The following is a 20,704-nucleotide window of genomic DNA, read 5'->3' on the forward strand; positions in this document are numbered from 1 at the left end:
GTACCCTCGCGCGTTGCAATGGCTACCTGCTTTCTCCATACTTGCCGCCGTTTTTTGCCCCAATAAAACTCCATTAACCGTGGAACCAAGCATGAGCACAGCAATCAGTCAGACTGCTTATAACTACAAAGTGGTCCGCCAGTTCGCCGTTATGACGGTGATCTGGGGGGTCATTGGGATGGGTCTCGGTGTTCTGATCGCCGCACAGCTGGTGTGGCCGGTACTGAACTTCGACCTGCCGTGGACCAGCTTCGGCCGTCTGCGCCCGCTGCACACCAACGCGGTGATCTTCGCCTTCGGCGGCTGCGCCCTGTTCGCCACGTCCTACTACGTGGTTCAGCGCACCTCCCAGGCCCGACTGATTTCTGATGGCCTGGCCGCCTTCACCTTCTGGGGCTGGCAAGCGGTCATCGTGCTCGCCATCATCACCCTGCCCCAGGGCTTCACCTCCTCCAAGGAGTACGCCGAACTGGAATGGCCGATCGACATCCTGATCGCGCTGGTCTGGGTCAGCTACGCAGTGGTGTTCTTCGGCACCATCGTCAAGCGCAAGGTGAAGCACATCTATGTGGGCAACTGGTTCTTCGGTGGCTTCATCCTTACCGTGGCGCTGCTGCACATCGTCAACAACCTGGAAATCCCGGTTGGCGCCTTCAAGTCCTACTCGATCTACTCGGGTGCAACCGATGCGATGATCCAGTGGTGGTACGGCCACAACGCCGTGGGCTTCTTCCTCACCGCCGGCTTCCTCGGGATGATGTACTACTTCGTGCCCAAGCAGGCAGAGCGGCCGATCTACTCTTATCGTCTCTCGATCGTGCACTTCTGGGCATTGATCTCCGTCTATATCTGGGCGGGTCCGCACCACTTGCACTACACCGCGCTGCCGGACTGGGCCCAGTCCCTCGGCATGGCGATGTCGCTGATCCTGCTGGCACCGAGCTGGGGCGGCATGATCAACGGCATGATGACCCTCTCCGGCGCCTGGCATAAGCTGCGCACCGATCCGATCCTGCGCTTTTTGGTGGTCTCCCTGGCGTTCTACGGCATGTCCACCTTCGAAGGCCCGATGATGGCCATCAAGACCGTCAACGCCCTCTCCCACTACACCGACTGGACCATCGGCCACGTACATGCCGGCGCCCTCGGCTGGGTTGCGATGATTTCCATCGGCGCCATCTACCACCTGATCCCCAAGGTGTTCGGCCGCCAGCAGATGCACAGCATCGGCCTGATCAACGCGCACTTCTGGCTCGCCACCATCGGCACCGTGCTCTACATCGCCTCGATGTGGGTCAACGGCATCACCCAGGGCCTGATGTGGCGCGCAGTCAACGAAGACGGCACCCTGACCTACTCCTTCGTCGAAGCCCTGCAAGCCAGCCACCCCGGTTACATCGTGCGCATGGTCGGTGGCGGCTTCTTCCTCACCGGCATGCTGCTGATGGCCTACAACACCTTGCGTACCGTACTTGCCTCCAAGCCGGCGGAAGCCGAAGCAGCGGCGCAGTTCGTGGTTGAAGGAGCCCACTGATGAAACAGCATGAAGTAGTCGAAAAGAACGTCGGCCTGCTGGCTCTGTTCATGGTCCTGGCCGTCAGCATCGGCGGCCTGGTGCAGATCGTCCCGCTGTTCTTCCAACAGGAAACCACCCAGCCGGTGGAAGGCCTCAAGCCCTATACCGCGCTGCAGCTGGAAGGCCGCGACATCTATATCCGCGAAGGCTGCGTCGGCTGCCACTCGCAGATGGTTCGCCCGTTCCGTGCCGAGACCGAGCGCTACGGCCACTATTCCGTCGCCGGCGAAAGCGTCTGGGACCACCCCTTCCTGTGGGGCTCCAAGCGCACCGGCCCGGACCTGGCCCGCGTCGGCGGCCGCTACTCGGACGACTGGCACCGCGCCCACCTGTACAACCCGCGCAACGTCGTGCCGGAGTCGAAGATGCCGGCCTATCCGTGGTTGGTTGAGAATCACCTGGACGGCAAGAACACCGCCCGCAAACTGGAAGCCATGCGCACCCTCGGCGTGCCCTACACCGACGAAGACATCGCCGGCGCCAAGGATGCCGTCAAAGGCAAGTCCGAGATGGACGCCCTGGTGTCCTATCTGCAGGTCCTCGGCACCAGCCTCAAGAACAAACGGTAACGCCCCTATGGATATCGGAACGCTTCGCGGCCTAGGCACCCTGTTGGTATTCGTCGCTTTCATCAGCGTCGTGCTCTGGGCCTATAGCAGCAAACGCAAGAAAAGCTTCGACGAAGCCGCCAACCTGCCCTTCGCCGACGAGAATCCGAAATCCAGAGAGCGCGACGAAGAAGCTTCTAGGAGTAAGAGCGAATGACCACTTTTTGGAGTTGGTACGTCACCATCCTGACCGTCGGCACCCTGGTGGCGCTGACCTGGTTGATTTTCGCGACCCGCAAGGGCCAGCGTGCCGACACGACCGACGAAACCGTCGGCCACGCCTTCGATGGCATCGAGGAATACGACAACCCGCTGCCCAAGTGGTGGTTCATGTTGTTCGTCGCGACCCTGCTGTTCGCAGTGGGCTACCTGACCTTCTACCCCGGCCTGGGCAACTGGAAAGGCATCATGCCCGGTTACCAGGACGGCGAGGAGTTCAGCAACGGCGTGAAAGGCTGGACCGGCGTGCACCAGTGGGAAAAGGAAATGGCCAAGGCCGAAGCGCAATACGGCCCGTTGTTCTCCAAGTACGCCGCCATGCCGATCGAGGAAGTCGCCAAGGATGAGCAGGCCCTGAAAATGGGCGGTCGCCTGTTCGCCTCCAACTGCTCGGTCTGCCATGGCTCCGACGCCAAGGGTGCCTACGGCTTCCCCAACCTGACCGACAACGACTGGCTGTACGGCGGCGAGCCGGAGACCATCAAGACCACCATCATGGGCGGTCGCCAGGCAGCGATGCCGGCGTGGAAGGAAATCATCGGCGAGCAGGGCATCAAGAACGTTGCTGCCTACGTGCGCAGCCTGTCCGGCCTGAAGAATCCTGAAGGCGTCGACGTTGCCGCAGGTCAAGAAATCTTCAAGGGCAACTGTGTAGCCTGTCACGGACCCGAGGCCAAGGGCACCCAGGCGATGGGCGCCCCCAACCTGACCGACAAGACCTGGCTGTACGGCTCCAGCTTCGCCCAGGTCCAGCAGACCCTGCGCTACGGCCGTAACGGCCGCATGCCGGCTCAGGAAGAGCATCTGGGCAATGACAAAGTGCACCTGCTTGCTGCTTACGTTTACAGCTTGTCGCAAGGCAAGCCGGTAGAAGCTCAGAAGTAACACCGACGCATGAGGCGCGACGCCCTGTCGCACTGTCATGCGGCTCTTCGGGCGTACCATACGCAGCAGGAAATTGACCCCGGCCGGCACGCATCGGTCGGGGCACCAACCCCAAGCCGTGGTACGACTAGATGAGCGAGCAGATCCCCCTCCGAGACGTCACCCCCGTAAAGCAGGTCGAAAACGTCGATCTGTACGCCAAGCGCGAAAAAATCTACACCCGCGCCTTCAAGGGCATGTTCCGCAACCTGCGCATGGTCGGTGGCAGCCTGCTGTTCCTGCTCTATTTCGGCACCGTCTGGATCAACTGGGAAGGCCGCCAGGCCGTCTGGTGGGACCTGCCCGAGCGCAAGTTCCATATCTTCGGCGCCACCTTCTGGCCGCAGGACTTCATGCTGCTGTCCTGGTTGCTGATCATCTGCGCCTTCGGCCTGTTCTTCATCACTGTCTTCGCCGGCCGCGTGTGGTGCGGCTATACCTGCCCGCAGAGCGTATTCACCTGGGTCTACATGTGGGCCGAGAAGGTCACCGAGGGCGATCGCAACCAGCGCATGAAGCTGGACAAGGCCCCGATGACGATCAACAAGTTCCTGCGCAAGCTGGCCAAGCACAGCATATGGGTCGGCGTGGCGCTGCTCACGGCCATCACCTTCGTCGGTTACTTCACCCCGATCCGCGAACTGATCCCTGATCTGCTGACTTTCGACACCAATGGCTGGGCACTGTTCTGGATCGGCTTCTTCACCCTGGCCACCTATGGCAACGCCGGCTACCTGCGCGAGCAGGTGTGCATCTACATGTGTCCCTACGCACGGTTCCAGAGCGTGATGTTCGACAAGGACACCCTGGTGGTTTCCTACGACCCACGCCGCGGCGAGAAACGCGGCCCGCGCAAGAAGGACGCCAACTACAAGGCCCAGGGTCTCGGCGACTGCATCGACTGCACCATGTGCGTGCAGGTCTGCCCCACCGGCATCGACATCCGCGACGGCCTGCAGATCGAATGCATCGGCTGCGCCGCCTGCATCGACGCCTGCGACACCATCATGGACAAGATGAACTACCCGCGTGGGCTGATCAGCTACACCACCGAGCACAACCTGTCCGGGCAGAAGACCCAGCTGTTGCGCCCGCGCCTGATCGGCTATGCCGTGGCTCTGACAGCGATGATGGGGTTGTTCGCCTATGCCCTGACCGAACGCCCGCTGGTACAGCTGGACGTAATCAAGGACCGCGTGCTGTTCCGCGAGAACGAAGAAGGCCGGGTCGAGAATGTCTATACCCTGAAGATCATGAACAAGGCCCAGCACGACCAGACCTTCGTGATCGAAGCCGATGGTCTCGACGGCCTGGTTTACGAAGGCAAACGCGAGGTCCGCGCACTGGCCGGCGAGGTCCTGTCGCTGGCGGTGGAGCTGTCCATCGAGCCCGAGAAGCTGCCGTCCAGTACCAACGAAATCATTTTCCGCGTGCAATCGGCGGATAATCCCGACATCAAGAACGACGCCGACAGCCGCTTCATCGGCCCCGCCGTCCGCTAAACAGGTAACCCATGCAGTCGACCGAGAACCCCTGGTACAAGCAGTTCTGGCCCTGGTTCATCATCGCCATCCTCGCCTCGTCCGTGGTGCTCGGCTTGTCGATGCTGACCATCGCCATCACGCACTCCGACAGCCTGGTGGTGGACAACTACTACGACGCCGGCAAGGGCATCAACACCTCGCTGGAACGCGAGCAGTTGGCCAAGCAATTGAAGATGGGCGCCCGACTCACCCTCGACGAGGGAGCCGGTACGGCCGAGGTCATGCTGACCGGCATCAGCCGCCCGCCGCACCTGGTGCTCAACCTGATCTCGCCGACCCAGCCCGAGCGCGACCGCCGGGTCGTCCTGCAGCCGCAGGGCGATGGGCTCTACCTGGGACAGATGCAGGACGCCGTACAGGGCCGCCGCTTCGTCGAGCTGCTCGGCACCGAGGGCGGCAAGGACTGGCGCCTGTTCGAGGAAGAGGACCTGGCCAACGGTCTCGCCATCCAGCTAGGCAACGACTGAGCACCGCAGCGCGTGCCGGTCGCGCGCCCACACTCGAGTCCCGATACGACCCATGGCCTCCCCCACTCCCTGCTACCACTGCGGCCTGCCGGTTCCCGCCGGCAGCCGGTTCCAGGCGCACGTGCTGGGCGAGGTGCGGGATATGTGCTGCCCGGGCTGCCAGGCCGTGGCCGAGGCCATCGTCGCGGGCGGGCTGGAAAGCTACTACAGGCACCGCAGCGAAGCCTCGACCAATCCGGAAAACCTGCCCCAGGCCCTGCCCGACGAACTGGAGCTGTATGACCGCGCCGAGGTACAGCAGCCGCTTGTCGAGCACCAGGGCGAGTTGGCCAGCACCTGCCTGCTGATCGAAGGCATCAGCTGCGCGGCCTGTGGCTGGCTGATCGAAAAACATTTGCGCGACCTGCCGGGCGTGGCCGAGGCCAACCTCAACCTGTCCAACCACCGCCTGCACGTGCGCTGGCAGGACAGCCGCCTGCCGCTCAGCCACCTGCTCAAGGAACTGCGGCGCATCGGCTATGCGGCCCACCCCTACCAGGCCGACCAGGCAGCGGCACAACTGCAGCGGGAAAACCGTCGTGCACTGCGCCAGCTCGGCGTCGCCGGATTGCTGTGGATGCAGGTGATGATGGCAAGCATGGCCACTTGGCCGGAGTTCAACATCGACTTGTCGGCAGGCATGGACAGCATTCTGCGCTGGGTCAGCCTGTTTCTCGCCACGCCGATCGTCTTCTATTGCTGCACGGACTTCTTCAAGGGCGCCCTGCGCGACCTGCGCACGCGCCACCTGACCATGGACGTATCGGTCTCCCTGGCCATCGGCGGCGCCTATGTCGCCGGCATCTGGTCGACCCTGACGGCGAGCGGCGAGTTGTATTTCGATGCCGTGGGCATGTTCGCGCTGTTCCTGCTCGCCGGCCGCTATCTGGAACGGCGAGCCCGCGAGCGCACCGCAGCGGCCACGGCACAACTGGTCAAGCTGCTGCCCGCCTCCTGCCTGCGCCTGGAAAGCGACGGCCAAAGCCAGCGGGTACTGCTCACCGAGCTGCAGCTCGGCGACCGCGTACTGGTGCCGCCCGGCGCCCTGCTGCCGGCCGATGGCCGCATACTCGCCGGGCAGTCGAGCATCGACGAAGCCTTGCTGACCGGTGAATACCTGCCCCAACCCAAGGGCGTCGGCGACAGCGTCACGGCCGGCACCCTGAATGTCGAGGGACCGCTGACCGTCGAAGTGCAGGCTCTGGGCGACGCCACCCGGCTCTCCTCCATCGTGCGCCTGCTGGAGCGCGCCCAGGCCGACAAGCCACGGCTGGCGCAACTGGCCGACCGCGTCGCTCAATGGTTCCTGGTGCTGGTACTGGCGGTAGCCGCAGTCGTCGGCCTGGTGTGGTGGCAGATCGACGCCCAGCGGGCGTTCTGGATCGTGCTCGCCCTGCTGGTGGCCACCTGTCCCTGCGCGCTGTCCCTGGCCACACCGACCGCCCTGACGGCGGCCACCGGCAGCTTGCACGCACTCGGTCTGCTGCTGACGCGCGGCCATGTGCTGGAGGGCCTGAACCAGATCGATACGGTGATCTTCGACAAGACCGGCACCTTGACCGAGGGACGCCTGATCCTGGAGGCGATCCACCCCCTGCGCGACCTGGATGGCGATACCTGCCTGGCACTGGCCGCCGCCCTGGAGAACCATTCCGAACACCCGATTGCCCGTGCCTTCGGCCGGGCGCCACAAGCGGCGGAGCGGGTCGAAAGCATGCCCGGCCTGGGTCTGGAGGGCGAAGTCGCGGGTCGCCTTCTGCGCATCGGCCAGCCCTCCTTTGCCTGCGCCCTGAGTGATCGGGCCGCACCGGAGATTCCCGGCAGCCATGGCCAGTGGCTGCTGCTCGCCGACCGCCAGGGGCCGTTGGCCTGGCTGGTGCTGGCCGACCGCCTGCGCGAGGACGCCCCCGCGCTGCTCGAGGCCTGCCGCGCACGCGGCTGGCAGACCCTACTGCTGTCCGGCGACAGTTCGCCAATGGTCGGCGAAATCGCCGCGCGCCTCGGCATCGCCGACGCGCGCGGCGGCCTGACGCCTGACGCCAAGCTGGCTGCCCTCGGGGAATTGCACAGTCGCGGGCGCCGGGTGCTGATGCTCGGCGACGGCGTCAACGACGTACCGGTGCTGGCTGCGGCCGACATCAGCGTGGCCATGGGCTCGGCCACCGACCTGGCCAAGACCAGTGCCGACGCGGTGCTGCTGTCCAATCGACTGGACAGCCTGGTGCAGGCTTTCGACCAGGCCCGTCGCACGAGGCGGATCATCATCGAGAACCTGACCTGGGCCAGTCTGTACAATGGCCTGGTCCTGCCGTTCGCCGCCATCGGCTGGGTCACCCCGATCTGGGCGGCCATCGGCATGTCGATCAGCTCGCTGCTGGTGGTACTCAACGCCCTGCGGCTGAGCCGACCATAGGGCGCAAACCAATGCATGGTGGATGTAAAAGGCGACAACCACCCTAGGGCATGCCGTAGGGGCGAATTCATTCGCCAGTTCGCCGAACGCTCCACTTGCTGGCGAGCGTAGGGGGGACGCAAACGCGAATCCACCTCGCGAGAATTGAAAGCAGCTCGGATCCGCGCAGCGCGATTCGGCCAGCAGAACCGGAGACAGCATGATCGCACTTTACGTAATGATTCCCGTCGCCGTGATCGTGGTCGCGCTGGCCATCTGGCTGTTCTTCTGGGCGGTCGACAGCGGCCAGTACGACGACATGGACAGCCCGGCCCATAGCATCCTGTTCGACGACGAGGATCCCAAGCATCAGGCCGGCGTCGACGAAGCCGAAGGCAAGGCCGACGAACAGGACGCCTCCCGTGACTGATCTCGCCCCGCTGCTGGTTTCCGCGCTGGTCCTCGGCCTGCTCGGCGGCGGTCACTGCCTGGGCATGTGCGGTGGCCTGATGGGCGCCCTGACCCTGGCCATTCCTCCCGAACAGCGGGGCCGACGCCTACGCCTGCTGCTCGCCTACAACCTCGGCCGAATTCTCAGCTACGCCGCCGCCGGCTTGTTGATCGGCCTCGCCGGCTGGGCGGTGGCCAGCAGCCCCGCAGCCATGGCGCTGCGCATCGGCGCCGGCCTGCTGCTGATCGCCATGGGCTTGTACCTAGCGGGCTGGTGGAGTGGCCTCACCCGCATCGAAGCCCTCGGCCGCGGCCTGTGGCGGTACATTCAGCCCCTGACCCGGCGCTTCATGCCGGTAACCAGCCTGCCCAGGGCCCTGCTGCTCGGCTCGCTGTGGGGCTGGCTGCCGTGCGGCCTGGTCTACAGCACGCTGCTCTGGGCGGCGAGCCAGGGCGATGCGCTGGACAGCGCCGTGCTGATGCTCACCTTCGGCCTCGGCACGCTGCCGGTACTGGTCACCACCGGGCTCGCCGCGGAGCGCCTGACGGCCTTGCTACGTCGGCGCGGCGTGCGCATCGCTGGCGGCCTGCTGGTCATGCTGTTCGGCATCTGGACCCTTCCAGGGCCGCACCAGCATTGGTTGATGGGGCATTGACGCGCCCTTCGGCCCGCAGCGACCCCTTGATACAGGTCAACGTGCCCCCGGCGCCTGCTTCGTACACTTCCCGACACAGCCCTGCCACATCGGGAATGCCCAAATGCCAGCCACACTCCGCTGGGATGCCGAACTGATCCGCCGCTACGACCAGGCCGGCCCACGCTACACCTCCTACCCGACCGCCATGCAGTTCCACGATGGTATCGGTCCCTTCGAGCTGTTCCATGCCCTGCGCGACAGCCGCAAGGCCCAGCGCCCGCTCTCGCTCTATGTCCACGTGCCGTTCTGCGCCAATGTCTGCTACTACTGCGCCTGCAACAAGGTCATCACCAAGGACCACGGCCGCGCCCTGCCCTACCTGGAGCGCTTGCAGCGCGAAATCGAGATCATCGGCTGCCACACCGACCGCAAGCAGACCGTCGAACAACTGCACCTGGGGGGGGGCACGCCCACCTTCTTCAGTCACGACGAGTTAAGCCAGCTGATGGGGCAACTGCGCAAGCACTTCAACCTGCACGACAGCAGCGGCGACTACAACATCGAGATCGACCCGCGCGAAGCGGACTGGTCGACCATGGGCCTGTTGCGCCGACTGGGCTTCAACCGAGTCAGCGTCGGTGTGCAGGACCTCGATCCCACCGTGCAGCGGGCGATCAATCGCCTGCAGAGCCTCGAAGAAACCCGCGCCATCGTCGAGGCCGCGCGCACGCTGCAGTTTCGCTCGGTGAACATCGACCTCATCTATGGCCTACCGCTGCAGACCCCGGAAAGTTTCGCTCGCACGGTCAAGGAGGTAATTGCCCTGCAGCCGGACCGTCTTTCGGTCTTCAACTACGCACACCTGCCGGAACGCTTCGCAACGCAGCGACGCATCAACGCCAGCGACCTGCCGAAGCCGGAAGACAAACTGGCCATGCTCCAGGGCAGCATCGAGCAACTGGATGCTGCCGGCTACCGCTACATCGGCATGGACCATTTCGCCCTGCCCCATGACGAACTGGCCAGCGCCCAGGAGGACGGCACGCTGCAACGAAACTTCCAGGGCTACACCACCCACGGTCATTGCGACCTGATCGGCCTGGGCGTTTCCGCCATCAGCCAGATCGGCGACCTCTACTGCCAGAACAACAACGACATCGCCCAGTACCAGCACGCGCTCGACGAAGGCCAACTGGCAACCAGCCGAGGATTGATATGCAACGCGGACGACCGCGTGAGGAAAGCGGTGATTCAACAACTGATCTGCGAGTTTCACTTGGACTTCGCCCGCATCGAACGCGATTTCGCCATCGATTTCCGGCGCTACTTCGCCTCCGCCTGGCCCGCCTTGCAGCAAATGGCGACCGATGGGCTGCTGGTACTGGATAAGCGACGCATCGACATCCTGCCAGCGGGCCGCTTGCTGGTCCGCGCCGTCTGCATGCTGTTCGATCGCTACCTAGGCGAACAAGGAGAATGCCCACGATTCTCGCGCGTGATCTGAACCGGGCTGGCTGCCTATGCGGAACCGCTCAGGATCGGGGGTCAATGCGACGAAATGACCGCGAGCGCAGGGTGGCAGCTACCGGGCGCCTGGGTTAACCTTTGGCGTATTGCTCCGCTCTCAGGAATCGCCACTCCCATGTCTGAAAACATCAAGGTCCGCGCGCAGCACCAGGCCAACTGCCATGACTGCAGCCTCGCCTCGCTGTGCTTGCCGTTGAGCCTGGACATGAGCGATATCGATTCGCTCGACGAGATCGTCAAGCGCGGTCGACCCTTGAAAAAGGGCGAATTCCTGTTCCGCCAGGGCGACCCCTTCAACTCGGTATTCGCCGTGCGCTCCGGCGCCTTGAAGACCTTCAGCGTCACCGATAGCGGCGAAGAACAGATCACCGGCTTCCACCTGCCCAGCGAACTGGTCGGCCTCTCCGGCATGGACACCGCCGCCTGCCCGGTGTCGGCGCTGGCGCTGGAAACCACTTCGGTCTGCGAAATTCCCTTCGACCGCCTCGACGACCTGGCCATCCGCCTGCCGCAACTGCGCCGGCAGCTGATGCGGGTGATGAGCCGGGAAATCCGCGATGACCAGCAAATGATGCTGCTGCTCTCGAAGAAAACCGCCGACGAGCGCATTGCCACCTTCCTGGTCAACCTTTCCGCGCGCTTCAGCGCCCGTGGTTTCTCGGCCAACCAGTTCCGCCTGGCGATGTCCCGCAACGAGATCGGCAACTACCTGGGCCTGGCGGTGGAGACCGTATCCCGCGTGTTCACCCGTTTCCAGCAGAACAGCATGATCGCCGCCGAGGGCAAGGAAGTACACATTCTCGACCCCATCCAGCTCTGCGCCCTGGCCGGTGGCAATCTCGAGGCCTGAGACGACTTCATCCGCAGCCCCGCAGGCGGTTCAGGATCTACAGATGATTTTCGACGAATTCACCATCAAGTCATTGATTCGCCCGATTCAGGACTTCCCCAAGCCCGGCGTAGTGTTTCGCGACATTGCGCCGCTGCTGCAGTCCCCGCGCGCACTGCGCATGGTTGCCGACAGCTTCATCCAGCGCTATGTCGAGGCCGACTTCAGCCATATCGGCGCCATGGACGCACGGGGCTTTCTCATCGGATCGATCATCGCCTACGAGCTGAACCGGCCGCTGGTCCTGTTCCGCAAGGAAGGCAAGCTGCCCGGCGAGGTGCTCGCCGAGGCCTACCAGACCGAATACGGCGAATCCCATCTTGAGGTGCAGGCCGACAGCCTTTGCGAAGGCGACTCGCTGCTGCTGTTCGATGACCTGATCGCCACCGGCGGTACCCTGCTGGCCGCCGCTCGCCTGGTGCGGCGTATGCGCGCCAGCCTGTTCGAGGCCGCCGCCATCATCGACCTGCCGGAACTCGGCGGTTCGCGCAAGCTGCAGGACATGGGCATTCCCACCTACACCCTGACCGCCTTCGCCCTCGACGACCGCTAACCCCCGCGACTACCGACTGTCCTGGGCCGACCTCCCACCCCTACCAAGTGCCGGACTGTTCGACAATCCCAGCACTTTGGATGGGTGGTCCGGCGAGCCTGCACGCTCAATCATTGGCCTTGAGCACTAGCGTGCCTTCGAATCACCAACGATGCCGCCGAGGAGTCACTCCCATGACCGCGCCCCAGGCCAGTTTTCCCGTTCGCCGGATGGATTTCAGCTTCGCCAGCAGCGCCAAGTACTGGTGGAATGACGACCCGTTCATGAGCCATTTCATGAACAACCTGTCTTCTCTGTTTCCCTACGGTGAGAAGTTCTTCGTCGACAGCGTGCGCGCGGTGCGCCAGCAGGTCACCGACCCGCAATTGCAGAAGGACATCAGTGCATTCATCGGCCAGGAGGCCATGCACTCCAAGGAACACGCCACCTATAACCAGTACGCTGCCGAACACGATATCGACCTCGAGCGCCTGGAACTGCGCATCAAGGTACTGCTGGAATGGGTCACCCGCTTCAGCACCCGCAAGCAGCGCCTGGCCGCCACCTGCGCCCTGGAACATTTCACCGCGACCATGGCCGAGCAGTTGCTGCGCCGCGAAGACCTCACCACCCAGATGAACGATCCGCGGCTGTACAAGCTGTGGATGTGGCACGCCATCGAAGAGAACGAGCACAAGGCCGTGGCCTACGACGTCTACCAGCATGTCGGTGGCGGCTACTTCACCCGCGTAGCGATCATGGCCAGCACCACCCTGGTATTCCTGGGCGTGATCGGCTGGTTCCAGCTGCACCTGCTGCGCAAGGACGGCCAGCTGTTCAACTGGCGCACCTGGAAATACGGCCTGAAGACCCTGTTCGGCCCGCGCAACGGCTACTTCACCCAACTGCTGGGCGCCTATTTCGACTACTACCGTCCCGGCTTCCACCCCAACGACCACGACACCAAGACGCTGGAACAGCGCTGGAAGCAGAAGCTGGCGTTCGCCGGCTGATGAACTCCCCGGCAGCGTGACGCCTCGGCCCGGCGGCCTACGCTGTCGGGCCGCGCTTTCAGCCTGCGCCATGCCCCGCCCGTCCCTGCGACTGCCCTTGCACGCCCGAAACCGCTACAATCGCCGCCTTTTGCGCGCGAGCGCCCTAGCTTTTCGGGATTCCCTTCGTGATTTCAACCGCCAACATCACCATGCAGTTCGGCGCGAAGCCGCTGTTCGAGAACGTTTCCGTCAAGTTCGGCAATGGCAACCGCTACGGCCTGATCGGCGCCAATGGCTGCGGCAAGTCGACGTTCATGAAGATCCTCGGGGGGGAACTGGAGCCTTCCGGCGGCCAGGTGATGCTCGAGCCGAACGTGCGTCTCGGCAAGTTGCGCCAGGACCAGTTCGCCTATGAAGACTTCACGGTGATCGACACCGTGATCATGGGCCACAGCGAGCTCTGGGCGGTGAAGGCCGAGCGCGACCGCATCTATTCGCTGCCGGAGATGAGCGAGGACGACGGCATGGCCGTGGCCGAGCTGGAAGTGCAGTTCGCCGAGTTCGACGGCTATACCGCCGAATCCCGCGCTGGTGAGCTGCTGCTGGGCCTGGGTATCCCGCTGGAGCAGCACTTCGGCCCGATGAGCGCCGTGGCACCGGGCTGGAAGCTGCGCGTGCTGCTGGCCCAGGCACTGTTCTCCGACCCGGAAGTGCTGCTGCTGGACGAACCGACCAACCACCTGGACATCAATACCATCCGCTGGCTGGAAGGCGTGCTCACCGCGCGCAACAGCACCATGATCATCATTTCCCACGACCGCCACTTCCTGAACTCGGTCTGCACCCACATGGCCGACCTGGACTACGGCGAGCTGCGCCTGTTCCCCGGTAACTACGACGAGTACATGACCGCTGCGACCCAGGCCCGCGAGCGTCTGCTGTCGGACAACGCCAAGAAGAAGGCGCAGATCGCCGAACTGCAGACTTTCGTCAGCCGCTTCTCGGCCAACGCATCCAAGGCCAAGCAGGCCACCAGCCGCGCCCGGCAGATCGACAAGATCCAGCTGGAAGAGGTCAAGCCGTCCAGTCGCGTCAGCCCGTTCATTCGCTTCGAGCAGTACAAGAAGCTGCATCGCCAGGCGGTCACCCTGGAACGGGTCAGCCAGGGCTTCGACGGCGTGCCGCTGTTCAAGAATCTCAACATGCAGATCGAAGCCGGCGAGCGGGTCGCCATCATCGGCCCCAACGGCATCGGCAAGACCACCCTGCTGCGCACGCTGGTCGGCGAGATGCAGCCAATGAGCGGCGAAGTGAAGTGGACCGAGAGCGCCGATCTCGGCTACTACGCCCAGGACCACGCCGAGGACTTCGCCGACGACGTGACGCTGTTCGACTGGATGGCGCAGTGGACCCAGGGTGGCGAGCAGGTGGTGCGCGGCACGCTGGGCCGCATGCTGTTCTCCAACGACGAGATCCAGAAATCGGTGAAGGTGATTTCCGGTGGCGAGCAGGGCCGTATGCTGTTCGGCAAGCTGATCCTGAAGAAGCCCAACGTGCTGGTGCTCGACGAGCCGACCAACCACCTGGACATGGAATCCATCGAAGCACTCAACCTGGCGCTGGAGAACTACCCCGGCACGCTGATCTTCGTCAGCCATGACCGCGAGTTCGTCAGCTCCCTGGCCACCCGCATCATCGAGCTGTCGGAGAACGGCGTGACCGACTTCAGCGGCAGCTACGACGACTACCTGCGCAGCCAGGGCCTGGTGGTCTGAGGACCTCCTCGCCCCCATGAAAAACGCCCCGCATCGTCGGGGCGTTTTCATTTTCGTCCGTCGGTCAGGCGCGACCGAGATAGTCCATCTTGCCGATATCCAGGCCGTTGTGGCGCAGGATCGAATAGGCCGTGGTGACGTGGAAATAGAAGTTGGGCAGAACGAAATGCAACAGGTAGTTCGCGCCGCTGAACTTCAACTCGTTGCCCGGGAAGCGCAGCACGATTTCCCGGCCTTCCCCGCTGTCGATCTGTTCGGCATTGAGGCTCTGGATGAATTCCAGCGTCTTGGTGATGCGCGCCTTCAGGTCGGCGAAGCTGCTCTCGGTATCGGGGAAGCTGGGGATATCCACGCCCGCCAGGCGCGCCGCGCAACCTTTGGCGGTGTCGCTGGCAATCTGGATCTGTCGCGTCAGCGGATGCATGTCCGGCGCCAGGCGGGCATTGAGCAGCACGGCGGGATCGATCTTCTTCGCTTCGGCATAGGCTTCGGCCTTGTCGAGAATGGCCGAAAGATTGCCAAACATGCGCACGAGCAGCGGTATGGATGCCTGGTAGAAGGATAGCGACATAGGTGAACTCCTTTTACTGAAGAAGCGAATGAAGCTGCTAGGTTAGCTGCATTCGCAACAAGCAGGGAGTCCATTGCCAGAGGCTGGGAACGAACAGGCAAAGACCCCGGAGAGCCGAGGCCTTTGCCTTGCTGGAGGGTCAGGCGGCGACGCTTTCGAACAGCGCCTCGATCTGCTGCCTGGCGCTGGCCAGCGCCTCGCCGCGCACCGCGTCGCCCATTGCCAGGCCCTCGGCACGGACCACGCGGATGTCGGTGATGCCGAGGAAATTCAGCACCAGCCGCAGGTAGTCCTCATGGGCCACGCCGCTCGCCTGCCCGGCGTGCTGGCCGCCGGCGGTCGAGACGATCACCACCTGCTTGCCACCGGCCAGGCCCTGGGGGCCATTCTCGGTGTAGCGGAAGGTCTTGCCAGCGACCGCCACGCGATCGATCCAGGCCTTCAACTGGCTCGGCACGCTGAAGTTGTACATCGGCGCAGCGATCACGATGGCGTCGGCGGCGAGGAATTCGGCCATGGTCGACTCGGCCAGCGCGGCCTCGTGTGTCTGCGCCGCATCGCGCAGCTCGGCCGGCGTATTGCTCGCCACCAGGCTGCCGGACGACAGGTGCCCGAGCGCGTCGGCGGCCAGGTCGCGGTAGCTGACCTGGACGGCCGGCTCGGCCTGTTGCCAGGCCTCGACCACGGCGCGGGACAGTTGGCGGGAAATGGAAGCATCGCCGAGGATGCTGGAGTCGAGGTGCAGGAGCTTCATGGGTGTCTCTCCGATCTGGCCTGATTCTGGGTCGCGATTGCGACCGACTTGAAGCAAAGACTACCGGTGAGGCGAATGGCGCAGTAGATGGCAAAAATGCGATAGTTCGTCCCATCTATAGGACGATCTCCGATGCAAGACCTGAACGACCTGTTTTACTTCGCCAAGGTGGTGGAAGCCGGCGGCTTTGCTGCGGCCGGCCGAGTCCTGGGCATTCCCAAGTCGCGCCTGTCGCGGCGCATCGCCGAACTGGAGGAGCGCCTCGGCGTGCGCCTGCTCCAGCGCAGCACACGCAAACTGGTGCTGACGGATGTCGGCGAGCGCTACCTGCGCCACTGCCAGGCGATGCTGCTGGAGGCCGAACAGGCCGAGGAAACCGTCGCCAGCCTGTCCAGCGAACCGCGCGGCCGCCTGCGCGTGTCCTGCCCGGTCGCCCTGGCGCAGATGTCGCCGATGCCGGAAGCCATCACCTCCTTTCTGCGCGCCTACCCCGAGGTGCGGTTGGAAATGCTGCTGAGCAACCGGCGCATCGATCTGTTGGAAGACGGCGTGGATGTGGCCCTGCGGGTGCGCGACCAGGATGACGAGGACCCGGCCCTGATCGCCCGGCGCCTGCGCCCAGCGCAGTCGTTCCTGGTGGCGGCGCCAAGTCTCGTGCGGGGTCACCGCATCGAACGCCCGGAAGATCTGGTCGGGCTGCCCGTGCTTGGCGCCGTGGAGGCCGACCGCCGGGTGCACCTGCGGCTGATCGGCGCCGATGGCAGCCGGCAGGACATCGCGCTGGAAGCACGCCTGGGCATCGACGACTTCGTCGTGCGCAAAACCGCGGCACTCGGTGGGCTGGGCATCACCCTGCTACCACAGCTGTATTGCGAGGAAGAACTGGCCCATGGCAGCCTGCAGCGTTTGTTGTCGAACTGGTCGCTGCCCGGTGGCTACTTGCAGGCGGTCTATCCCCATCGACGCGGTATGCTGCCGGCGGTTCGGGCCTGGATCGAGCACCTCACTGCGGCCTATCGACAAGACTGGCAGCAGCCGATCTGAACCACCCAAACAAGGAACCCAAGCATGACCCCTGATGCCATCGCCGCCTTCTGCCTGCAACTGCCGGGCGCCCGCGAAGATCTCAAATGGGGCGGCGTGCGGGTGTTCTCGGTGGCAGGTAACAAGATGTTCGCGGCCCTGGCCTTCGCCGGCGACAGCCTGGCGTTCAAGGTCGACGACGAACTCTTCCTCGGCTTCTGCGATCGCCCCGGCATACGCCCGGCCCCCTACCTGGCACGCGCCCACTGGATCAGCGTGGCGCCGCCCTTCCAGCTGGGCGACGAGGAGTTGCGCCAGTTGCTGACCCGCTCACACCAGTTGGTGGTAGGCCGCCTGCCGAAACGCCAACGGGTGGGCCTGCTGCTGGACTAGCCGACCGGCATCAGAGCTGGGCAGTCGACCAATCGATCCAGCCCAACTGCCAGGTGGCCAGGATCAGCAGGCCGAAGCCGATGCGGTACCAGGCGAACACCGCGTAGCTGTGGTTGGCGATGAATTTGAGCAGCGCCCGCACCGCCAGCATGGCGAAGACGAACGCCATGACGAAGCCGATGGCGAACACCGGGACGTCGCTCCACTGAAACAATGCGCGGTTGTGGTAGCCGGAATACAACGCCGCCGCGACCATGGTCGGCATCGCCAGGAAGAAGGAAAACTCGGTGGCGGTCTTGCGCGACAAGCCGAACAGCAGGCCGCCGATGATGGTGGCGCCGGAGCGCGAAGTACCGGGGATCATCGCCACGCACTGGGCCAGGCCGACCTTGAGGGCGTCCTTCCAGGTGATCTGGTCTACCGTTTCGGCATGCACCTGGTGATGCCGCCGCTCGGCCCAGAGCATGACCAGACCGCCCAGCACCAATGCCGCGGCCACAGTGATCGGATTGAACAGATAGTGCTGGATCATCTCGGCGAAGGTCGCGCCGAGCACCACCGCCGGCAACAGGGCAATGATCAGGTTGAGCGTGAAGCGCTGGTCGGAACGATTGCTCGGCAAGCCGAACATGACGCCGAGAATCTTGCGCCGGTATTCCCACATCACCGCTAGAATCGCGCCAAGTTGGATGATGATGTTGAACGCCTTCGCCCGCTCGCCGCCAAAGCCGATGAGATCGGCAACGATGATCTGGTGACCGGTGCTGGAAATCGGCAGAAATTCGGTCAACCCTTCGACAATACCCAGGATCAACGCCTGCACGGCGGTCCACAATTCCATCCATCCCCCTCAAAGCCATGCCAGTGCATCGCGAAAGTACTACATGGGCAGTCATGACCGCCTGACGTGTGTCGGACCCAAGGGCGCCGACGAGGTTCCGAAGCGGAAACCCTCTGGGCAGGGTCTTTGCCATTTGCGCGGCAGGATGCTATCAGACATTTTTCTCAGCCGCTCCACGCAGAACCGCCCGCCCCGTGGCAGTCATCTTGGTGACCGCCCGGCCTTTCGCCGCAAATCGACTCGGAACCCCATGATCGAGCTGAAGACCGCCCGCCTGACCATCCGGCCGTTCGTTCTCGACGATGCAAGCTTCATCCTGCGCTTGCTGAACGAGCCGGCTTTCATCGCCAACATCGCCGACAAGGGCGTGCACGACCTGGACGGCGCACGGCGCTACCTGCTCGAGGGTCCGCTCGAAAGCTATCGGCAACAGGGCTTCGGCCTCTGGCGGGTCGGGCTGCGGGACGGGGACCTGCCGATCGGCATGGTCGGCCTGCTCAAGCGCGACTACCTGCAGGACATCGACCTCGGTTACGCCCTTCTACAAGCCTTCTGCGGCCAGGGCTATGCGCACGAGGCGACGCGCGCCGTGCTGGAGCACGCCAGGCAGGAACTGGCCATCGAGCGCATCTGCGCCATCGTCATGGAAAGCAACCAGGCGTCGATCCGGCTGTTGCGCAAGCTCGGTTTCTCGGCCGGCGGAACGGTGCGGCCGCCGGGCGGCGACGAGAATCTCAGGCTGTTCCTGGCGACCCGCTAGGGGTCCAGGCCGCGCAAAGCAAGCTGAACGACACGAAGCCGTCGGTGAACAGAGCACCGAGGCCCTGGGTCTCCTCGGTCCGCTCATGGGCGTCGGAAAGCATGTCCTCCACCTCGGCGACAGCCGGCGGTCCGCCGCTGCCCAGGGCCGGTAGCAATGCCCGGACCATGACCGTAAAGATTTTACGCGCAGTCATCACCCAGCGGCACTTAGCCGAACGCAGGGCGGCCCCACCTGCCATGGGCAATCGAGACAGTCGGCGTTTCGTGCAGGTGCCGCACGCCGGTCATCGACTGGCAACAGCGCGTGTGGACGAGGAACGGTGCCGGACGGGGGCTGTCGCGATCCGACAGCAGGAACCTGGCCGGCGATTCATGCGGGGTCGAACAAGGCGTATCGAGAAGTGAGTGGAGGCTGGGCCTCCACTCGGTACGCTGCATCAGCTACGACCACCGCCGTGGCTGTTCTGGCCACCTTTGCGGCCTGCTTCCGAAGCTTTCTCGCGATCGCTGGCAAAATTGCCATCGCTGTTCTGTCCGCCTTTGCGGCCAGCTTCGGCTGCTCGTTCGGGGTCGTTGGCGAAGTTGCCGCCGCTGCGTTCCCCCCCCTTCTGACCGATATCCTGGTAGAACTCTTTGTCGTGGGAGGCTGAAGTGGCTTCACCACCTTTGCGGCCTGCTTCGCTTACGCTCATGTCTCCTTTCTTATCGCTCATAGGTACCTCCTAATTGGATAGGGAAAGACGGTTTTGATAATCAAAACCAGAGGCGTAGGCGTCGCCAAGCGATCATTGGCTCAGCGCCGCAGCATCGCCTCACAGAAAATACGAGGACACGGTGACTGGGGAGTTTCATCCATCCAGATAAACGGTTCAGGCCGTCTAGCACGGCACCAAGCGCCTGTCTGTATGGCAGTCCGTGACCAAACCGGACGAGGGGCGTCGCCCTGCACCAACACGTGCGTACGCAGCCGCTACGGCTCTCCAGACCACGACCAGTTGCACTTGCCGTTAGAATGGCCAACCCCGCCGAGCGCACCCGCTTACTGCCAGCCGTGCTCGGCCCGTTGCCAGTCCCCGCGAGAGTCTCCATGAAACGCTTTGTATTGCTCGACACCGCTCCAATTCCCGGTAACGGCGGCGCCCTGTGCCTGTTCGAGTATGGCGAGGACTTCGTGGTCAAGATTCAGGGCGGCAACGGCAACCAACTGATGAATACGCGCATGCATGGCTCCGAGGATGCCCTGGCCGAGATTCCCTGCACGCAGGTAGCGGCACGCCCTCGGGCACGCGTGTTGATCGGCGGTCTGGGCATGGGGTTCACCCTGGCCTCCGCGCTCAAGCATCTGGGAACGGACGCCGACGTGGTGGTGGCCGAGCTGGTGCCCGGGGTGATCGAGTGGAACCTCGGCCCGCTGGGCGAGAAGTCCGGCTATCCGCTGCGCGATCCCCGCGCCAGAGTGCTCAACGCCGACGTCGCCGAGGTGCTGAAGGACGAGCCGCAAGGCTTCGACGCGATCATGCTGGACGTCGACAACGGCCCGGAGGGGCTGACCCAGAAGGCCAACAGCTGGCTGTATTCGATGGCCGGCCTGAGCGCCTGTGCCCAGGCGCTGCGACCCGCCGGCGTGCTTGCCGTGTGGTCGGCCAGTGCCGATCGCCAATTCAGCGAAAGGCTCGGCAAAGCAGGCTTCAAGGCGCAGGAAGTGCAAGTGTTCGCCCACGGCAACAAGGGCACCCGCCATACCATCTGGATTGCCCGGAAACTCAAGGACTGAGGCCGCCCTTC

Annotated in this window: 23 protein-coding genes; 18 read left to right on the forward strand and 5 right to left on the reverse strand. The window is 64.0% G+C overall.

What is annotated here, in order from left to right:
• Positions 1–91: 91 nt before the first annotated feature.
• From ccoN to ACWKV7_RS01005, 14 genes are all read left to right on the forward strand, one after another.
• Positions 92–1,534, forward strand: coding sequence for a cytochrome-c oxidase, cbb3-type subunit I (gene ccoN, locus ACWKV7_RS00940; protein ID WP_483855752.1), 1,443 nt, complete (start codon positions 92–94; stop codon positions 1,532–1,534).
• Positions 1,534–2,145: a cytochrome-c oxidase, cbb3-type subunit II gene (gene ccoO, locus ACWKV7_RS00945; RefSeq protein WP_483855753.1), complete on the forward strand. Its 612-nt coding sequence runs from the start codon at positions 1,534–1,536 to the stop codon at positions 2,143–2,145. The genes ccoN and ccoO overlap by 1 nt, the downstream gene beginning before the upstream one ends.
• Positions 2,146–2,152: 7 nt before the next feature.
• Positions 2,153–2,341, forward strand: coding sequence for a cbb3-type cytochrome oxidase subunit 3 (locus ACWKV7_RS00950; RefSeq protein ID WP_483855754.1), 189 nt, complete (start codon positions 2,153–2,155; stop codon positions 2,339–2,341).
• Positions 2,338–3,288, forward strand: a complete 951-nt coding sequence (gene ccoP / locus ACWKV7_RS00955) for a cytochrome-c oxidase, cbb3-type subunit III (RefSeq protein ID WP_483855755.1) — start codon at positions 2,338–2,340, stop codon at positions 3,286–3,288. The genes ACWKV7_RS00950 and ccoP overlap by 4 nt, the downstream gene beginning before the upstream one ends.
• A 131-nt stretch (positions 3,289–3,419) precedes the next feature.
• Entirely contained in the window at positions 3,420–4,829 is a 1,410-nt protein-coding gene (gene ccoG / locus ACWKV7_RS00960; protein ID WP_483855756.1) for a cytochrome c oxidase accessory protein CcoG, read from the forward strand.
• Positions 4,830–4,840: 11 nt separating this feature from the next.
• Positions 4,841–5,338 (forward strand): FixH family protein, encoded by a 498-nt coding sequence (locus ACWKV7_RS00965; RefSeq protein WP_483855757.1) that lies wholly within the window; start codon positions 4,841–4,843, stop codon positions 5,336–5,338.
• A gap of 52 nt (positions 5,339–5,390) precedes the next feature.
• Entirely contained in the window at positions 5,391–7,790 is a 2,400-nt protein-coding gene (locus tag ACWKV7_RS00970) for a heavy metal translocating P-type ATPase (protein WP_483855758.1), read from the forward strand.
• A gap of 199 nt (positions 7,791–7,989) precedes the next feature.
• Positions 7,990–8,199: a cbb3-type cytochrome oxidase assembly protein CcoS gene (gene ccoS, locus ACWKV7_RS00975; protein WP_483855759.1), complete on the forward strand. Its 210-nt coding sequence runs from the start codon at positions 7,990–7,992 to the stop codon at positions 8,197–8,199.
• Positions 8,192–8,875, forward strand: a complete 684-nt coding sequence (locus tag ACWKV7_RS00980) for a sulfite exporter TauE/SafE family protein (RefSeq protein WP_483855760.1) — start codon at positions 8,192–8,194, stop codon at positions 8,873–8,875. Before ccoS ends, ACWKV7_RS00980 begins: the two co-directional genes overlap by 8 nt.
• 103 nt (positions 8,876–8,978) lie before the next feature.
• Complete coding sequence (hemN, locus tag ACWKV7_RS00985; RefSeq protein WP_483855761.1) at positions 8,979–10,361, forward strand: oxygen-independent coproporphyrinogen III oxidase; 1,383 nt, start codon at positions 8,979–8,981, stop codon at positions 10,359–10,361.
• Positions 10,362–10,499: 138 nt separating this feature from the next.
• Positions 10,500–11,234: a fumarate/nitrate reduction transcriptional regulator Fnr gene (fnr, locus tag ACWKV7_RS00990; protein WP_483855762.1), complete on the forward strand. Its 735-nt coding sequence runs from the start codon at positions 10,500–10,502 to the stop codon at positions 11,232–11,234.
• Positions 11,235–11,277: 43 nt separating this feature from the next.
• The gene (locus ACWKV7_RS00995) at positions 11,278–11,826 is read left to right on the forward strand and encodes an adenine phosphoribosyltransferase (RefSeq protein ID WP_483855763.1); all 549 of its coding nucleotides are present in this window, start codon (positions 11,278–11,280) and stop codon (positions 11,824–11,826) included.
• A 173-nt stretch (positions 11,827–11,999) separates the two neighbouring features.
• Complete coding sequence (locus ACWKV7_RS01000) at positions 12,000–12,818, forward strand: metal-dependent hydrolase (RefSeq protein ID WP_483855764.1); 819 nt, start codon at positions 12,000–12,002, stop codon at positions 12,816–12,818.
• Between the two features lie 167 nt (positions 12,819–12,985).
• On the forward strand, positions 12,986–14,575 hold the full coding sequence (locus tag ACWKV7_RS01005) for an ABC-F family ATPase (protein WP_483855765.1): 1,590 nt from the start codon (positions 12,986–12,988) through the stop codon (positions 14,573–14,575).
• 64 nt (positions 14,576–14,639) lie between these two features.
• Here ACWKV7_RS01005 and ACWKV7_RS01010 read toward each other — a convergent pair whose 3' ends face one another.
• Together ACWKV7_RS01010 and ACWKV7_RS01015 are read right to left on the reverse strand one after the other, a co-directional pair.
• Entirely contained in the window at positions 14,640–15,146 is a 507-nt protein-coding gene (locus ACWKV7_RS01010) for a DUF1993 domain-containing protein (protein WP_483855766.1), read from the reverse strand.
• A gap of 139 nt (positions 15,147–15,285) precedes the next feature.
• On the reverse strand, positions 15,286–15,900 hold the full coding sequence (locus ACWKV7_RS01015; RefSeq protein ID WP_483855767.1) for an FMN-dependent NADH-azoreductase: 615 nt from the start codon (positions 15,898–15,900) through the stop codon (positions 15,286–15,288).
• A gap of 132 nt (positions 15,901–16,032) precedes the next feature.
• Between ACWKV7_RS01015 and ACWKV7_RS01020 the strand changes: the two genes are divergently transcribed.
• On the forward strand, positions 16,033–16,944 hold the full coding sequence (locus ACWKV7_RS01020; RefSeq protein ID WP_483855768.1) for a LysR substrate-binding domain-containing protein: 912 nt from the start codon (positions 16,033–16,035) through the stop codon (positions 16,942–16,944).
• 24 nt (positions 16,945–16,968) lie between these two features.
• Positions 16,969–17,316, forward strand: a complete 348-nt coding sequence (locus ACWKV7_RS01025; RefSeq protein WP_483855769.1) for an MmcQ/YjbR family DNA-binding protein — start codon at positions 16,969–16,971, stop codon at positions 17,314–17,316.
• A gap of 10 nt (positions 17,317–17,326) precedes the next feature.
• On the opposite strand, the gene ACWKV7_RS01030 is transcribed toward ACWKV7_RS01025, so the two are convergent.
• A complete protein-coding gene (locus ACWKV7_RS01030; RefSeq protein WP_483855770.1) occupies positions 17,327–18,157 on the reverse strand; it encodes an undecaprenyl-diphosphate phosphatase in 831 nt (276 codons plus the stop codon).
• 250 nt (positions 18,158–18,407) lie between these two features.
• Between ACWKV7_RS01030 and ACWKV7_RS01035 the strand changes: the two genes are divergently transcribed.
• The gene (locus ACWKV7_RS01035) at positions 18,408–18,917 is read left to right on the forward strand and encodes a GNAT family N-acetyltransferase (protein WP_483855771.1); all 510 of its coding nucleotides are present in this window, start codon (positions 18,408–18,410) and stop codon (positions 18,915–18,917) included.
• On the opposite strand, the gene ACWKV7_RS01040 is transcribed toward ACWKV7_RS01035, so the two are convergent.
• Together ACWKV7_RS01040 and ACWKV7_RS01045 are read right to left on the reverse strand one after the other, a co-directional pair.
• A complete protein-coding gene (locus tag ACWKV7_RS01040) occupies positions 18,892–19,113 on the reverse strand; it encodes a hypothetical protein (protein WP_483855772.1) in 222 nt (73 codons plus the stop codon). The two genes, ACWKV7_RS01035 and ACWKV7_RS01040, sit on opposite strands and share 26 nt — an antisense overlap.
• Positions 19,114–19,356: 243 nt before the next feature.
• Positions 19,357–19,632 carry a con-10 family general stress protein gene (locus tag ACWKV7_RS01045; RefSeq protein ID WP_483855773.1) on the reverse strand — a complete coding sequence of 92 codons (276 nt, stop codon included), beginning with the start codon at positions 19,630–19,632 and terminating at the stop codon, positions 19,357–19,359.
• A gap of 374 nt (positions 19,633–20,006) precedes the next feature.
• On the opposite strand from ACWKV7_RS01045, the gene ACWKV7_RS01050 reads away from it, so the two are divergent.
• Positions 20,007–20,693, forward strand: a complete 687-nt coding sequence (locus ACWKV7_RS01050; RefSeq protein ID WP_483855774.1) for a spermidine synthase — start codon at positions 20,007–20,009, stop codon at positions 20,691–20,693.
• Positions 20,694–20,704: the final 11 nt, after the last annotated feature.

The organism is Zestomonas ipomoeae (genome assembly GCF_057128665.1).

Coding starts and splice junctions, on each gene's coding strand:
- ccoN (WP_483855752.1), top strand. CDS start 92: ATGAGCACAGCAATCAGTCAGACTGCTTATAACTACAAAGTGGTCCGC.
- ccoO (WP_483855753.1), top strand. CDS start 1,534: ATGAAACAGCATGAAGTAGTCGAAAAGAACGTCGGCCTGCTGGCTCTG.
- ACWKV7_RS00950 (WP_483855754.1), top strand. CDS start 2,153: ATGGATATCGGAACGCTTCGCGGCCTAGGCACCCTGTTGGTATTCGTC.
- ccoP (WP_483855755.1), top strand. CDS start 2,338: ATGACCACTTTTTGGAGTTGGTACGTCACCATCCTGACCGTCGGCACC.
- ccoG (WP_483855756.1), top strand. CDS start 3,420: ATGAGCGAGCAGATCCCCCTCCGAGACGTCACCCCCGTAAAGCAGGTC.
- ACWKV7_RS00965 (WP_483855757.1), top strand. CDS start 4,841: ATGCAGTCGACCGAGAACCCCTGGTACAAGCAGTTCTGGCCCTGGTTC.
- ACWKV7_RS00970 (WP_483855758.1), top strand. CDS start 5,391: ATGGCCTCCCCCACTCCCTGCTACCACTGCGGCCTGCCGGTTCCCGCC.
- ccoS (WP_483855759.1), top strand. CDS start 7,990: ATGATCGCACTTTACGTAATGATTCCCGTCGCCGTGATCGTGGTCGCG.
- hemN (WP_483855761.1), top strand. CDS start 8,979: ATGCCAGCCACACTCCGCTGGGATGCCGAACTGATCCGCCGCTACGAC.
- fnr (WP_483855762.1), top strand. CDS start 10,500: ATGTCTGAAAACATCAAGGTCCGCGCGCAGCACCAGGCCAACTGCCAT.
- ACWKV7_RS00995 (WP_483855763.1), top strand. CDS start 11,278: ATGATTTTCGACGAATTCACCATCAAGTCATTGATTCGCCCGATTCAG.
- ACWKV7_RS01000 (WP_483855764.1), top strand. CDS start 12,000: ATGACCGCGCCCCAGGCCAGTTTTCCCGTTCGCCGGATGGATTTCAGC.
- ACWKV7_RS01010 (WP_483855766.1), bottom strand. CDS start 15,146: ATGTCGCTATCCTTCTACCAGGCATCCATACCGCTGCTCGTGCGCATG.
- ACWKV7_RS01015 (WP_483855767.1), bottom strand. CDS start 15,900: ATGAAGCTCCTGCACCTCGACTCCAGCATCCTCGGCGATGCTTCCATT.
- ACWKV7_RS01020 (WP_483855768.1), top strand. CDS start 16,033: ATGCAAGACCTGAACGACCTGTTTTACTTCGCCAAGGTGGTGGAAGCC.
- ACWKV7_RS01025 (WP_483855769.1), top strand. CDS start 16,969: ATGACCCCTGATGCCATCGCCGCCTTCTGCCTGCAACTGCCGGGCGCC.
- ACWKV7_RS01030 (WP_483855770.1), bottom strand. CDS start 18,157: ATGGAATTGTGGACCGCCGTGCAGGCGTTGATCCTGGGTATTGTCGAA.
- ACWKV7_RS01035 (WP_483855771.1), top strand. CDS start 18,408: ATGATCGAGCTGAAGACCGCCCGCCTGACCATCCGGCCGTTCGTTCTC.
- ACWKV7_RS01040 (WP_483855772.1), bottom strand. CDS start 19,113: ATGACTGCGCGTAAAATCTTTACGGTCATGGTCCGGGCATTGCTACCG.
- ACWKV7_RS01045 (WP_483855773.1), bottom strand. CDS start 19,632: ATGAGCGATAAGAAAGGAGACATGAGCGTAAGCGAAGCAGGCCGCAAA.
- ACWKV7_RS01050 (WP_483855774.1), top strand. CDS start 20,007: ATGAAACGCTTTGTATTGCTCGACACCGCTCCAATTCCCGGTAACGGC.